Origin of the sequence: Ktedonosporobacter rubrisoli, assembly GCF_004208415.1 — a bacterium.
GTDB lineage: Bacteria > Chloroflexota > Ktedonobacteria > Ktedonobacterales > Ktedonobacteraceae > Ktedonosporobacter > Ktedonosporobacter rubrisoli.
Genome location: NZ_CP035758.1, coordinates 3,928,322 through 3,944,085 on the forward strand (window position 1 = coordinate 3,928,322; position 15,764 = coordinate 3,944,085).

Annotated in this window: 9 protein-coding genes and 1 pseudogene; 5 read left to right on the forward strand and 5 right to left on the reverse strand. The window is 50.0% G+C overall.

What is annotated here, in order from left to right:
- Positions 1-157 precede the first annotated feature (157 nt).
- Positions 158-1,095, reverse strand: a pseudogene (locus tag EPA93_RS17410) (zinc-binding dehydrogenase).
- A gap of 142 nt (positions 1,096-1,237) precedes the next feature.
- On the reverse strand, positions 1,238-1,681 hold the full coding sequence (locus EPA93_RS17415) for a MarR family winged helix-turn-helix transcriptional regulator (protein WP_129888725.1): 444 nt from the start codon (positions 1,679-1,681) through the stop codon (positions 1,238-1,240).
- A 594-nt stretch (positions 1,682-2,275) separates the two neighbouring features.
- On the opposite strand from EPA93_RS17415, the gene EPA93_RS17420 reads away from it, so the two are divergent.
- Positions 2,276-4,411, forward strand: a complete 2,136-nt coding sequence (locus EPA93_RS17420; RefSeq protein ID WP_129888726.1) for a molybdopterin-containing oxidoreductase family protein — start codon at positions 2,276-2,278, stop codon at positions 4,409-4,411.
- A gap of 347 nt (positions 4,412-4,758) precedes the next feature.
- Here EPA93_RS17420 and EPA93_RS17425 read toward each other — a convergent pair whose 3' ends face one another.
- The 3 genes from EPA93_RS17425 to EPA93_RS17435 form a co-directional block, all read right to left on the reverse strand.
- Positions 4,759-5,820, reverse strand: coding sequence for a DUF2332 domain-containing protein (locus EPA93_RS17425; protein WP_165423209.1), 1,062 nt, complete (start codon positions 5,818-5,820; stop codon positions 4,759-4,761).
- A 20-nt stretch (positions 5,821-5,840) separates the two neighbouring features.
- A complete protein-coding gene (locus tag EPA93_RS17430) occupies positions 5,841-6,806 on the reverse strand; it encodes an ABC transporter substrate-binding protein (protein WP_207229581.1) in 966 nt (321 codons plus the stop codon).
- Positions 6,807-6,979: 173 nt separating this feature from the next.
- Complete coding sequence (locus EPA93_RS17435) at positions 6,980-7,270, reverse strand: ABC transporter permease subunit (protein WP_277988983.1); 291 nt, start codon at positions 7,268-7,270, stop codon at positions 6,980-6,982.
- A 453-nt stretch (positions 7,271-7,723) separates the two neighbouring features.
- On the opposite strand from EPA93_RS17435, the gene EPA93_RS17440 reads away from it, so the two are divergent.
- The 4 genes from EPA93_RS17440 to EPA93_RS17455 all read left to right on the forward strand — a co-directional run bounded on the left by EPA93_RS17440 (position 7,724) and on the right by EPA93_RS17455 (position 15,723).
- Positions 7,724-8,017 carry a hypothetical protein gene (locus EPA93_RS17440; protein WP_129888730.1) on the forward strand — a complete coding sequence of 98 codons (294 nt, stop codon included), beginning with the start codon at positions 7,724-7,726 and terminating at the stop codon, positions 8,015-8,017.
- Positions 8,018-8,295: 278 nt separating this feature from the next.
- The gene (locus tag EPA93_RS17445; protein ID WP_129888731.1) at positions 8,296-8,976 is read left to right on the forward strand and encodes a DUF1003 domain-containing protein; all 681 of its coding nucleotides are present in this window, start codon (positions 8,296-8,298) and stop codon (positions 8,974-8,976) included.
- Positions 8,977-9,276: 300 nt separating this feature from the next.
- Positions 9,277-11,925: a tetratricopeptide repeat protein gene (locus tag EPA93_RS17450; protein WP_129888732.1), complete on the forward strand. Its 2,649-nt coding sequence runs from the start codon at positions 9,277-9,279 to the stop codon at positions 11,923-11,925.
- Between the two features lie 495 nt (positions 11,926-12,420).
- On the forward strand, positions 12,421-15,723 hold the full coding sequence (locus EPA93_RS17455; protein WP_129888733.1) for a winged helix-turn-helix domain-containing protein: 3,303 nt from the start codon (positions 12,421-12,423) through the stop codon (positions 15,721-15,723).
- Positions 15,724-15,764: the final 41 nt, after the last annotated feature.

Consider the following 15,764-nt stretch of genomic DNA (forward strand, 5'->3'; position numbering starts at 1 on the left):
AGGCGGGCATTGCTCTTCGTCCTGTTTACTCTTAAAAAGATGTGATATGACGCAGGTAGGTGTGCAGCCAGCAGAAACTTCTCTCTGGCACCATCAGAATTTTCTTTTGCGCCGGGCCGATCATCCCTTTCCTATTCGGACAGTTTTTCAGCACTCTCTACGCCAGATACAGAACAACTTTACCAGTGAATTGTCTTTGTAAAAAGCGTTGTGCGACCTCACCAATGTCGTGCCAGGATGCCTCCACCTCGATTGACGTCAGCAATTTCTGCTCGGCTACCAGTTGCGCAAGCCAGGCCAGATCCTCAGAGGCAGCACGACGCTGTAATTCTGTAGACATCCTCAATCCGTAGAGGGTAACCCCCCAGTAGCGTTGAAATTTCTGAGATCAAAGGTGACCGAAGGAGATACCGACCAGCCCAGCGTGACGCAGATTCCCCCAGGTGGCAGCAGCGAGAGTGCGCTCGCCAGCGCTTTCCCACCGAGCGACTCGATAATCAAATCATAGGGGCCATAGGCACGTGCAGGCTCAAGATCGTCCCCTACAATCACCTGATCGGCTCCCGCTTCGCGGATTAAGGCCTCATGACGAGCCTGGCGAGCCGTCCCGACGATAGAGGCCCCACTGAGCCGAGCGAGCTGATGCGCGAAGAGTCCCACCCCACCCGTGGAACCGGTAATCAACAGGCGTCTGTTCAGAAGCAGTCCGCCTTTCTCAAGCGCACGAAGCGCGGTAACTCCAGCAACAGGTAAGGTTGACGCTTGAGCATACGTTACGTTGTCAGGAATTAGTGCAAGCATGTTCGTTGGAACTGCTACTTGTTCAGCCCATGCCCCTGCATTAGGAGGCATGCCTACAACCCGACTTCCGACCTGTGGCCCTGCCCCATTGGCAGCCTGCTTGATAACGGTTCCAGCCAGGTTCCAGCCAAGCCGCCGGCCAGCCTCGGCGTATAGCACTTCGCCGCGATTCAAAGAAGTGGCCTCTACTTGAACAAGTGCTTCCGATGGGCCAGGCTGGGGTGCCTCGACCTCCTTGATGACAAATCGTCCTGGAACATCAGAATCAACAACGATCGCGCGTATTGAACTCATTTCTTGCTTTCCTTTCGTTTTCGAGCCATTTCACCTTGTCTCAGACAGGCCTTGAGCAAAAATAGCCTCTTCCATAATATTATGCCGGCATAATAATTAGAGAAAAAAAAGCTTCTCCTGATGTTTCTCTGGAAGGCAAAATCTAGCTGCGCGAGAAATTGGCTGCCGCCTGGACGAGCAAGCGGCGAAAGAGGAGCTGTTCTGCTTGACTCATGCCCTGCACGAGGCAAGCATCGAGGTCTTTCCAGATGTGCAAAGTTGGCTCACAAAGACGCCGGCCTTTTTCCGTCAGATACACCCGCGAGATCCGAGCATCCTCGGCATCCTGACGACGGATCAGCAGCTCCTCTTTTTCCATGCGCTGGACCATTTTTGCGACAGTGCCAATCTCGACGCCAAGCCGAGCTGCGAGCTGAGACTGTGAGAGACCATCCTCCTCCGCTAAGCGGAAAATGACCAGCTCTTGACCCGTGTGGAGGCCGATGTTCTGATACCAGACTTCCCCCTGTTGACGAAAAGCTTTACAGAGCCGTACAAGGGACAAACTTATACTCTCTTCAAGATACGTTGTTATCGGTTCGTGCATAGATCTCACCTATTATTTATTATTATGCCGTCTAAATAATAGCAGGTATGTTGAGTCAGGTCAACCCCCTAGCCTCTTTCGTGAATGGCCAAGCTCTCTCTTCGTTCCATGAAGGGCTAAAGTGGTCTACTTACAAAGGGAGCAAGTGGACCTACTCAATCATCCACTTTCGGTGTACCATACAAGAACAAGCAGGATAAGGGACCGCCAAATGTTCAATGTTAGAATGTTAGAAGTACAACTTGACGAAAGCACATTTTTCGCAACCAGCCATTGCAGCTGACCGCTATGGGATAGCATATCTGGTAATTCATGAAGAGCTTCAAGGCGACTATATGTTAGTAGACCGGTGGACCGCTAGTGGCGTTATCCAACATCACATCTATAACGCTCCGAAAGGATAAAGGCCATCTTGAGTGTCACTGGCCCGCAGGAACTTGCAGTGTGCTTGTTTAAGCGTAAGGCCTGGGTCGATTACGGTACTCCGCAATCCCCGCGTCCGGACTTTGAAGCCTACTTGATGCGGAGAATCAACGCAGAGGTCTGCGAAAAGTTCAGGATGTTACCTTCTCCGAGAAAGAAAGGAAGCATGGTATGGAATCAGTAGTTCAAAGGTCTGGGCGCTTCAGTGCCTCCTCAACTGAGGGCGATGTGCTGGTATATGGCGCTTGCCCACTGGATTGTCCCGATGGATGTAGTTGGGTCGTCACGGTTCGTGATGGAAAAGCCGTAGGCCTGCGGGGAGTAGCCGAGCATCCTTTTACCAGTGGTGCACTCTGTGTGAAGATGAATGGGTATCTTTCGCACGTTTCGGCCCCCGATCGGCTGCTCTACCCGCTTCGGCGAGTTGGGAAAAAGGGGGAAGGCCGCTTCGAGCGCATCAGTTGGGACGAGGCAATTGGAACAATGGCAGCGAAACTTAACGATACCATTGCCAGCTACGGGGGCGAAGCCATCTGGCCCTACCAGGGAACCGGAACGTTGGGCTTTCTACAAGGAGTGAACGGGAGTGCTGGCGCACGGCTCTGGAATGCGCTTGGCGCCAGCAAACATAATGCCGTAGCAATCTGCTCACTGGCTGGAGGGATTGGATCAAGCTACACTGTAGGCGTCAATCGTGGTATAGACCCTGAATCCTTGCAATATGCCAGGCTAATCCTATTGTGGGGCACGAATGTACTGACCAGCCACCATCATCTCTGGAAGTTCATTCTGGCCGCACGGCGCAAAGGCGCTTTCATCGTCGCTATCGATCCGATCCACACGAGGACTGCGGCTCAGGCGGACGAACATCTCGCACCTCTTCCAGGAACAGATGCCGCACTGGCTCTGGGACTGTTGCATGTGATTGTTGAGATGGGAGCCGAAGACAGGGAGTTCATTCAAGCAAATACCCTCGGCTGGGAGCAATTTCGGGCCCGCATTGCCCAGTTCCCTCCCAGTCGAGTCGCCGCGATTACCGGTCTTGACGAAAGTAGGATCGTAGCGCTCGGACAGCGTATTGCCACGACGCGACCAACAGCTATTCGAGCCACGATGGGCTTGCAGCGCCACGCGGGTGGCGGCATGACGCTACGTACCCTAACCAGCATTCCCGGCGTCACCGGCGATTGGGGACGACTGGGTGGTGGACTGGTCTACTCCACTAGCGGCTACTTCCCAGCTAATCTCGCTGATCTTTGGCGTGAGGAGCTTCTGAAGAAGCCCGTCCGAACTCTGGTTATGACACGTCTTGGCGAAGGGCTAACTGAACTGTCTGATCCTCCAGTCCAGGCTCTCATCATCTATGGAAGCAATCCTCTTGCTAGCGTTCCCGACCAGAACAAGATCCGGTGCGGCCTCTCACGCGAAGATCTGTTCACAGTGGTCATCGAACACTTTCACACTGATACCGTCAAATATGCAGATATTGTCTTGCCTGCAACAATGCAGCTCGAACATGCTGATCTGCACGATGGCTATGGACATCTCTATATTGCCTGGAATGCTCCAGCCGTTGCCCCTCCAGGCGAGTGTTTACCCCATACTGAGATCTTCCGACGTCTTGCTCGCGCCATGGGTCTTGACAATCCCTTGCTCTATGAGAGCGATGAAGCTCTGGCGCGTCAAGTGCTACAATCTGAGCATCCAGCACTTAAAGGCATCACGTTAGAACGTCTTCAACAGGAGGGCTGGGTTCGGCTGGCTTACCCAAATCCCTTTATGCCGTTCACTGATGGGTTCCCAACGCCATCCGGCAAGCTCGAATTTTACTCTGAGACGGCGAAAGCGGATGGCTATGATCCCCTACCTGGGTATACACCACCCTACGAAGCAGCCTCTGTCCAAAATGAGCTTGCCCAACGCTTTCCTCTCGTCCTGCTGGCGACCGCCTCCCATTTCTTTCTAAACTCAACGTTTGCAAACAAACCAGATCTCCTTCGCAAGGCTGGCTCCCCTAAGATTACCCTTCACCCTGTGGATGCAGCCAGGCGTAGGATCAAGGATGGAGACTTGGTACGTGTCTTTAACAACCGAGGCAGCTTCATAGCACTGGCTCAGGTGAGCGATCATGTGCGACCGGGGGTTGCAGCCACAACTAAGGGATATTGGCCTGGGCAGTCGGAAAGTGACTCCAATGTCAATGCGACAGTAGCTGAACGTGACGCCGATATGGGTTCGGGTGCCGTATACCACGATAATCGAGTCGAAGTAACTCTCGTTGGATGTGAAACACAAGAGAAGGTGTGATTTCCTGCAGGAGCGCAGCAAAATCCTGGAAGGGCAGGTGGCCAAAGATAGCTATTACAGCAGCCTCCCGCCCTCTTCAGATAGCTTTGTTCGTCCCCTCAAGAGCTTGCAGTAGTTGAGTGACAAGAAACCTGGAGGACAACAAGGCCATCGAGGGCATATCATCCAACCAGGCGGAAAGTCGAGGTCCTGCGCCAGATTTCCACAAGTTGATCATTAGCCTGTTGATGTGCAGACCGGCACGATGCGCTACTTTTATAGCGCATAGGCAAAGCTCTACCGCCGACTGGTCAAGATGAAATGCCTGTAGTTGCGCTCATAGGAAAGGTGAAAGGCAAAAATGCGCATCATTGAACAGATAGCTTCATCCAACGACCAGTGCTCTCGCCCTCAGCTAATCTTAGCCGTTGTTCCTCACTGCCGCCACGATACCAGAACAATTCCAATGCAGCCTGACCCATCTCTCTAGCGCTCTCGAATGAGACACGAAATAGCTCCCGCGTCTTCGCAAACTCAGCAATCTGTGCAAGGATGCGTGCCCGAATAGGCTCAGGGATCTGGTAGAGGACGTAGCTATGATAGAGACACAGTATTGCCTCAACTGGTACCTGCTTCAGCACTTCAGGCAGCCGATCAACCATGTCACCAACAACCATCGGCCTCGGGTGCTGGCGAGCTATGATCAGAGCAGATTCCAGGAGCTGTGCGCGGTCTCGGTGCTCCGGCCAGATCAAAGCCCTTAGCCAACGTACGGCCTCTTCCTCATGAACATCCAGCGGATGAAGGTCAATTCCCATTCGCCAGCATATCTTTGGGATCTTCTTTGGTAACGCTGGCACTCTCTCGCCTCGTACCTCACAGTGGATCTGGACAGGAGAGGTATGTACCCCCACATACCCAGCAGCCCCATAGTCATAGCCGTAGCGATCCCAGAGCATATTCAGCCCAGCACTTGGCCCCAGTTCAAGCATCGCTAATGGTCGATATCCCCCATGCTGTGCTACCAGGGCAAAAGCCGGTAACAATATTGCACAGCGCCCTACATTATTCGTCTGCACTCCATAGGTACTCACCAACCGGCAGATTTCCTCAGCATATTTCAAACAAAAGGCCCGAAAATAGGGATAGGCCTCACCATGGGGCCGCGGCCTTATGGTGAAGTTGGGATAAAATTCAACAAGTTCATCTTGCACGCCACTAAGGAGTAAATACTGCACCGCAGCGAAAAGCATATGCGGTCGCATCGACTTGGTAGTAGCATGCAAAACCAACTGCAAAATTTCCTTATCAAGAGATGCGCACCGTGCCAGCCAGGCATAGAGAGGTGACGCATTGGCGGCATCGGTGCGGTCAAAGCTAGAGGCAGCATGATGGGCAAAATTCCACTTCACGTCATCCAGTTCTGTCACTATCTCTCCTCCTCGGGCAGCTATGAGGAGCTTGCCTGTCCACTCAGAGCTCGGTGAATAAGTGTAGAATCTACCAGATCCTCATAGTGAGGACCTACTGCCAGAAGACCTGCTTTCACATGGAATTCATTCGCAGTGTTGAATGCCTGCCGGCTGATCTGCGGAGTTGCTGCCATACTTGGCATGGCAAGAGAGGCAACCGCATCCATATTTTTCTGATCGAGCTTGAGGTACTTTCCCAAGAGTTCCTTTGCCCGCTTGGGATTTCTTCGAATCCATTCTTGTGCTTGTGCCAGTGCACGAATAAATGCCTGTACCGCTTTCGGTTTGGCATCGATAACACTCTGTTTGAGAAAGAGTACTCCATAGGACTGATCTACCATGGCTGGAATATCGCCACGCACCGGGCTAATAAAGATAGAGCCGATTCCCCGTACTTCGGCTTCCGGCCCTGCCGGCGCTGGGAACGAAAGCACATCGACGCTCCCATTCGCGAGCGCTGCAAGTCCAGCCGCAGTGGTCCCACCTACATTCACCAACGTCGCATCGCGTTGTGCATCGAAACCATACATCTTAAATAAATAGACAATTAATGCTTCCGTCGTGCCGCTGTTCCCCGCATCGCCAATTTTCTTGTCTACTAACGCTTTTACCTTCTCTTCAAGTGGGCTTGCCTCTGTCAGGTGAGTTTGCTGCACAAAGCGCTGAGAGACAATGATATCAATAGTATATCCATTCGTCATTGCACCTACAAGCTTGATGGTGCCATCTACCCTTGCTACCGTAAATGCAGCGGTGATGGTTCCCGTAGCCAAATCGATATTGTTCGATTCAAGTGCAGCTTCCACTTTCGCATCATTCCCCAAGAGGATAGGATTAGGAGGATCAAGTGTCAATCCCTGGGCTTTGAAAAAGCCTTGTTGTATGGCGACATAGGTAGGAAAATATGTGACAGTGGCAGCTGACTGCCCCACTTTTAATGCCATAGAATTTGCTGGGGACGTTGCGCCGCAGCTGACGAAGCTGAGCCCGACAAGCAGCAAACAGGCAAGTAAAGATAACAAGGATCGTGGAGAAAAGGGCATCATCCGTTCTCTCTTTCTCAATTCCATCACCGATACACATGAGCCGTCGATCTCATGGAGAGATCATCTGGCTTTTACGGCAGCGTCTTCCTGCTCAGGTTTACTTCTGATTTCCAGCGGGAAGTCATACGATCAAGGAAGCTGACAACGACGTTCAGGACATCAGCAATCGCCGTGAGCACCAGAAGCGCAGCCAAGACGCCGGCGCTATCAAACTGCGTTGCCGAAGTGTTGATAAGATAGCCAATACCACTATTGCTGTCGATGAGTTCAGCCATGACGTCCCCAATCAGAGCATAAGGAATAGCAATATGCAAACCGATGAGTACAGAACTGGTGGTCGAGGGCATCATGAAAGAACGGATCTTCTCGGAACTCGACCGATCACTGTCTCGTTCACCCCATAGTTGTCATAGTAACAATGATGCATTTGTCATTTCTGGTATGACCTTAAATAAGCTTTTTATTCGCGTAACGAGGTAGAAACGTAAACAATCTGGCCTTAAAGAGATAAATACATCTTCTTATACCAGAGAAAACAACAAAAATAATTGGTTTTACGATCAAATCATATGAATAACGTCTCCAAGATCATAACATGCCTCTCCTCCTCTGTCAATAAATCTCAGTTTTATTGGTAAGCTCTGGTCCCGCTATGAGACTGCCCGAGGCCTGGAGCTTCCTTAGCACTGAAACTCAAGAAAGCTCCTCGTCTTTAACAATATGCAAGGATATCCCTTTGAACATTCACAAAGTGTTGGATGTATTTTGGCTCTCCACTGCTTTTTGTTCCAAAGTTAAGAGGAGCCGTGGTTGTAATGAGTGGAGTAGAAAAGTATTTTACGCCATTGCGTTTAGATATCGTAAGAAAGCATATCGAACTGCTTGCCATTGCTTTCCCTGAACAGGACTATTATCCTGCTGATCGTATCCTTTTACGGATGATGCTACAATGGCAAATGCAACTCTTGTATTTGAGCTCTCTAAATGAGAAAATAATCAGCAGGCTCAGTCAAGCTGAGCGTGCAGGCGAAACGCTGATCAGGCAAGATGCCAAACGAAGCTTTTGTCAACAATTCTTTTCCCTGCAGCAAGGAGAGCACAATGACTAATGAGGACAACCTCGCTGTCAATAGCTATGTCATCAATGCAGAAAATGCTGCAGAGATGGCGCGATTAGGGTGTCAAGGCCTCATCTTGACGCGCGCAAAAAGGACAGGCTTTCGTGGTATGAATTTTTGCTTTCAGTGACAGGTGAACGGCTAGAATCGATTTTCTCTTAGCAGCAATCTGGGAGCAACTTAATGTTTATTGATAGCAAAAAACAAGTATTTATATATTAAGCATTCATTTGATAAAGAGGATTGTTTATCATAAAGGAGAGAAGAACATGCCAGAACAAACGCATCAAGAGTCAGAGGAGAAAGCGCAGGACGTATCCAATCGCTCAGGCCAAAGTGCCCTTTCTCACGTAGAGCGCCTACGCCGCCTCATGCTCTTTCATCCTACGCTTTATCCCTATAAGCCACAAAACGTCAATCTCATCTTTAAAGCAGAGAAGGCGGCAGGCAATTTTAACCAGAAAGTGGCAGTGGGTATGACCCAGGTCTTTCAAGCTATGCCCACGTTCTGGCTCATTATGGCCTGGATCGTGCTCTGGATTCTCGCCAATGCCACCATTGTCCATTTTGATCCGCTCCCGTGGCCGCTGCTGCTGGCTCTGGCTTCAGTCCCACAACTGCCTTTAATGATCGTCATTATGGTGGGTCAGGGCTTGCTTGGACGCAAACAGGAATTACAGGCTAACGAGCAATTTGAGACCACCATGAAGACTTACCATGATATCGAGCAAATCATGCACCACCTTTCCGCCCAAGACGAGGAAATCATACGTCAGACCCATATGCTGATCCACCTGCTGCAAGCTCATGGCATCTCACCTGAGCAATTCCTCACGCTGCAAGCCTCCCAGAGCAATGGAGCTACTCCCCCTCTCTTTGACGCCCTTTCTTCCTCCCCCCAAGGCTCCGTAGCCTCTGAAGAGAGCACTGTCGATAAAGGAGCGCGCTGATTCGTACTTTTGATACTCATAATGAAGCTGTCGCAGGATGAATCCTTCTTAGAAGACGCGCCAGGTTGATTTTCCTCCTGGCGCTGAGCGGGAGTTTGTCCAATGAAATACCTGAGAGATCTGGTCAGATTCATTTCTATTTCCAATTAATACGCTTATTACAAAATTAATTATAATGTTTATTAGCTCACATTCTTCATATGCGAATTTATGCTACTATCTACACACAAGCATGGTGTTGTAATATATTTGACTCTTTCAAGGGCATTTAAATTATAGGCAGCTATTGCAAGGATAACAATGAAAGAAATACCTTTTGAAAGTTTCGGCAGCCTGCTGAAAATGTACAGGAAACGTCAACATCTCACTCAGCGTCAGCTTGCTAATAGGATTGGAGTCCATCACAATACGATAGGCATCTGGGAACGAGGTAACTTTCTGCCTGAGAACGCTACAATGGTGTTAGAAGTCGCACGTCAGCTCGGCTTGAACGATCTTGAGCGCCGTCGTCTGCTTGAAGCAAGCTTAACGGCACTCTCACCTTACTGGTACATACCTTATCAACGTAATCCTTTCTTTACTGGCCGACAAGCTATTTTGCAAAGTCTTGATCAGGCCTTAGGGAGGCAACGCCAGGAGAAGCACTATTGCGCGTGTGCCCTGAGTGGCCTTGGAGGCATAGGGAAAACGCAGATCGCTCTCGAATATACCTACCGGCATTTTCAGGAGTTTACAGCCGTCTTCTGGTTCTCAGCAGAGACTACCGAGACGCTTTTCGCCAGCTTTTTAGGTGTTGCACAGCAACTGCAACTTGCGATCAAAGGCATACGAGAGCAAATCAACATTATCAACGCCGTCATTCAATGGTTGAATATGCATCGCGGTTGGCTCTTAATCTTTGACAATGTAGAAAATCCTGAGATGCTCCAACACTATCTTCCAACTGCACGCAGCGGTTCGCTCTTGTTCACCACGCGCCTCTCCGATCTTGCCCACCTAGCTCCCTGCTTTGAGCTGGAACCGCTCACTGAGGATGAAGGAGTCCAGTTATTACTCTGTCGCTCTCACTTGCTTTCCCCAGAGTCTTGCCAGGAAACACTATCCAACCAGATAAAAGCAGAAGCCCGCGCTCTCGTTGCAGATATGGGTGGCTTACCGCTCGCTATTGAGCAAGCTGGCGCTTATATTGGAGCTATGCATTGCAGCCTTGAGAATTTCCTACGCCTTTATCACGCATCACCTCTTAAACTGCTTGAGGGGCACGTCGCTCCCTCAGACCATCCTCTCTCGGTAGAGGGAACCTTTGCCCTGGCTTTCGAACAGCTTCGGCAAAAGAAACCTGACGCCGCTGAATTGCTGACGCTCTTGTGCTTTCTGGCACCGGACGAGCTTCCCGAAGCGCTCTTCACCGACGATCTCTCTGCTTTGCAGCCTTTCTTGTCCTCCGCCCCCATCGATGAGTTCCAATGGAATGCCCTACTGCACGAGCTCTTAGCCTATGCGCTTGTTCGCCATAACAGGCAACATAAAACTTTCACGGTCCACCGTCTTGTCCAGCTGGTGCTCAAGGAGCACTTATCTCTGGAAGTGCGACGCAGCTGGTTGGGGCTCGTGGTACAGTTTCTTCACAAGGCATTTGCGCTGGATCGAGAGCATGCCAATGTGGAACAATGGCCCTGGTGCGAACAGCTCTTACCGCATGTCCTCGCCGTTATCGAGCAAGCTGAGGATCTAAAATACTCCTCTTCTGTTTTTGCATCTCTACAAGCCAAAGTGGCTACCTACTACTTGCAGCGCGCGCGCCATCTTGAGGCAGAAGCCTACTATCTTAAGGCGCTCTCTCATCTTGAGACACTGCCCACACAAAATGATGAAGAATTCGTGCTCACTCTCACTGGCCTTGGAGAAGCCTGTCACAAGCAAGGCAAATACCAAGAAGCAGAAATACGCTATCAGCAGGCACTCTCCCATATTGATAAGCATCTGCCGCAGGAGCAGCGGTTACAGATCTTCCCATTTCATGCGCTGGCTTTTTTGTACTTTGATCTCGCACGGCAGGACGAGGCAGAAGCGCTCTATCTACAAGCTTTAGACATCTGCGAACAGGTGGCCGAGCCCGAGCACCCTCATGTACTTGTCTTGCTCATTGGCCTGGCAGCTCTTTACGGAAATATGGGGCGCTTTCACGAAGCTAGAACGCTCTATCAACGCCTTATGCATATTCATGAACACATGGGAACACTTCGCCCTCTTGATGAGCTCACATTACTGAATGATCTTGCAACCTTCTATATACGCCAGGGAAAGTATCAGGAAGCCGAACCACTTCTTCAGCAAGCACTTGATTTAGGCAGTCTCTACCTGGGACCTGAGCACCCTGAGGTCTCGGCTATCCTCAATAATCTTGGCAGTCTCTATCGTCGCCAGGCGAGATATCAGGAGGCCGAAGCCTTCTACCTGCGCGCTCTCCAGTTGCGCGAACAGATTTTTGGACCTGATCATCCCTACGTCGCTTTTTTTCAGAACAATCTCGCCTGGCTCTATCAACTACAGGGCCGCTATGAACAGGCCCACACCCTCATTTTACGGGCCCTGCAGATCTATGAACACGCACTCAATCCCGATCACCTTGCCACAGCTTCTGCCTTTATCACATATGCCAATATCTGCAAAGCTCAGAGCCATACTACTAGAGCCGAGGAGCTCTACCTCCATGCACTCCACATTTTCGAGCAGGCAAATGAGCCACTACACCCCGATCTCGCTCTTACTCTCCATATGCTAGGGAACCTGTATTACGAGCAGGGAAGAATTGAGCAGGCCCAGGAGCTCTACCTCCGCGCCCTTTACATCCGCCAGCAGATCCTGATCCCTGAGCATCCCGAGATTCTATCACTTCAAGAAAGTCTGAAAAAGCTACGCAATTCTCGCTCGTATCTGGGAAGTTAAGATTACACAAAAAGATCAAGAAAAAACACAATGATTTTGTGTTTTTCGTCTGGTATACTTAAAATTGTTCAAAAGATACTGTTGAGACAGAACCAGGCTTCCCTGCCTTCTATCAGACTTTATGTACTTCGCACTGCTATAGCAGTGCGAAAAGGAAGGTTGGCGCAAATTGTATACCAACTTTCTACCAGATTTTCGAGGAATAGATCATGGATGATCCCTCCTACCCCTGCTGGGAACATAGTACTCTTTCCATGGAAGTGCTAACTCATATCCCTCTCTAGTGGTCAGGGCGCCTACTGGCTCAAACCCAAACCGCATTATCCCCAGCAGATGCACCCCTTGGCGCTACCGGCTAGCTATTGGCAAGCGCTGGATGTACTAAAGCAAGGGAACCCAGGAGATGTATGTTCTGGGAAAAGGGGGCTCTGATCTTCCCGAACGCTCCGAACACCACAAGCTATAATAGCTGTCGCTGTTCTCCAAGGAGGTAAAATGGACCGCCGTGTTCCCGTCCTTAAAGATAAGCTATTAACCTATCATTCTCAGGGAAGAACCCGAAAGCTTGTTCTCGGCTCACAGGCCTGGAAGTCCTGGCTGGTACGAGCAAGCATTTTTCGCGTAGAGTACAATAACTGTTCTTTTATCTTGCGTAAAGAGCGCCCAGGGAATCAGCGCGGCAATGGATACTGGCGCGCCTACTATAGCCTTAATAGTGTGCAGAAACGCATTTATATCGGGCCATCGAAGGCATTAACATTAGAGCGACTTAACGAGATTGCTGCTCATTTTTCCCGTCTTGTCCAAAGAGAACCGGATCAGAAAACTGAAAATAATCGGCACATTTCCTTTGAACGGCATGTGCAGCCTAAAAAGCAGATCAATGCCGCCAATATGCAAATTACCGCATCAGTTGGCCCACGGCAACAAAACAGGCTTTTACGCTGGAAGATGAGCCTTCCAGTTCTACATAGAGATGTTATCAGGCGTAAGCGATTGCAGCCACTTCTCCATCAGATTACGCAATATCCTCTCGCTCTGGTTTGTGCCCCAGCAGGTTATGGCAAGACGACAATGTTGGCTAGCTGGGCCACTGAATTGGGCGCCAAAGGTGCGAATAGAAATGGTATAACAGCTTCAGAGCTGGAGTTCTCTCGGTCACTACAGGCTCCCTTCTCTATCGCCTGGCTCACGCTAGACAACGATGATAACGACCCACTTACATTTTGGAGATATGTTCTGGCAAGCCTAAAAATAGGAGCATTTATTGAAACCGACTCTATACAGCCACTTTTTGCAAAAGGAGTAAATCAGAGCGCTTTGATCTGTCTCATTAACATCCTCGGCGAGATACAAAAAGACACTGTTCTTATTCTCGACAACTATCAAGCGATCCACTCCAGCGCTATTCATGAGGCTCTACTCTTTCTTATCGAACACCAGCCTCCCAGATTCCACCTTGTATTTGTCACACGTAGCACACCACCTTTTGCCCTGGCCAGGTGGCGAGCTTATCACCAGGTGCTGGAAATAGGCATACCACACCTCCAATTTACGCTGGAAGAGACATCTCTCTTTCTAAATGGTTTGCGAGATCTTGCCCTATCAGCTGCAGAAATACAGGCATTGCAGGGGGAGTCCGAAGGGTGGATAGTAGGCTTACAATTACTTGCCCAAGGGATATACCAGTCAGGAGCATTAACAAGCGAGAACGAGGCAGAGATCCTATCCCATATCTTTGCCTATCTACAAGAGGAACTTCTGGCCTCCTTAGCCAGGCCGGTACTTACCTTTGTGCTTCACACTAGTATTCTGGACCGGCTCACAGCCCCACTCTGTGATATTCTGGTCGAAGAGCATAACGCTCATGAGATACTACACTCGTCCGATCGCTGTAATCTTTTTCTCTTCCTACTCGATACTTCTCGGCAAGAATACCGTTATCAGTCCCTTTTTGCTAAGGCAATACGTTTCCATATACAGCACACAATGCCCGAATTGCTCCCACTACTGCACCTCAAAGCTAGTTTCTGGTACGAAGAGCATGGTATGTTGAAAGAGGCGATCGAGCATGCCTGGGCGGCCTCGAAGGAAGAGCGAGTGGCTGCGTTGTTAATGCGCTATGCCGAGAGTACTGAGCCCTGGACCTTTGCCGAATTAGCCTCTCTGCGCCGCTGGCTAGGCTCTCTCTCCAGCGATATGATCGAGAAGCATCTCCTCCTCTCTCTGCTGCAGCTCTGGGTGCTACGAGGAAATTTTTTCACAATTCCTCACAAAAGTGCTGAGTTGGAGACTCTGGTTGAAGATACTAAGGCCGCAAAGCAGCTATTAGCCCGACTAAAATTAGAGGAGATACCACCTCATTTACATGGGATCTCTATGTTCCTGCAGGCAATGAAACTCTACCCCCAGGGTGACTTTAAGGGGGTGCGCAAAAAGCTACTGCAGGCTCTCGACTTCTTACCACATACCTATATGACCTTGCGTTATCTGGCTGCATACCGCTTACTCGATCGATACGTTCTAAATGGTAACCTGGCCCTGATCGAGCGCGCGCAACAAACGCTGGTGACAATCAGACAAACCGCAGATAATCGAACTGACCAGTTGCAAGCAATGTCTGCTCTGGGAGAAATTTACCGTATGCGCGGACAATTGCATCAGGCTCATGGCTTTTGTGCCCATGCTCTACAGCAGGATGGCCAGCATTCGTCACCAGGCCATATCCCGTGCTTATTCTTGCTCACGCAAAGTACAATAGAGCTGGAATGGAACGACCTGGAAGGTGCTCAGGACAAGCTAGGATACATCATGGAGTATATTCAGCATAGCCGGAATATCGAGCTTCACGGACGCCTTTGCTGGTTACTCTTTGAGCTAAAATTGGCCCAGGACGATACTACGGGCGCACTTGCGATTCTCGATGAGATTGAGAGCTTTTATCCAGATCGTTTACCGCTATTGTCTAATGGCCATTATCTTACCATCAGGCGTTCGATGGTTGAGGCTCATCGAACCCAGTTGTTATTGATGCAAGGTGACCTGGAAAGAGCAAACCAGTGGCGTTACAGTTATACCCTCCATCCTGAAGCGCCTTTTGTGCTCCGTTTTATGATCTATACTACCTTAGCCCAGGTAGCCCTGGCGAACCAGGAGCCAGCCTTAGCCTTACAAGCCCTGTCAGAGCTGTTGAGGATAGAGGCCCAAATACCAGATCTCTCCTGGCTCCTTCATTTGTATATCCTGCAGGCATTAGCCCTTGAGGCCCAGGGACAACACTCTCAGGCTTCGCTGTGCATAGAGCATACCCTTGCTCTCGGTCAGGCAGAGGGTTATATCCGAACGTTTCTCAAAACAAGTACCTTGTTTGCCCCTCTGCTTGATTCGCTCCTGCACCGGTTGCTTGATAGACTCTCCCTAGAGGAGAACAGACCTCCTATTACGCTCCCCCTACCTGCTCCTGCCTACATCCATACCCTGCTCGCCGAGAATAAGCATTATCTAACTATCTCTACATTGCTCCAGGATCAGTATACCTCTGAAACTCAGGTGCAGAAGCAGGTATTACAGCCTACTCAGCCACAAGTAGGCGCTCCAGCTCTCTCTATGAGTAGAAGGGAAAATGATGTACTGGCTCTTCTGGCAAGAGGCTTCTCTGATAAGGAAATTGCCCGAGAACTCACCCTGGCTCCAAGCACGGTTAATGCTCATCTCAAGCGAATCTATTCAAAGCTTCAGGTCCATAGTCGCGCACAAGCCATATATCAAGCCCGTCTGTTACGTCTTTTCGATCTATAATTGATGCTCGAAAGGATGGTCTAAAAATTACCTTCTTTAAG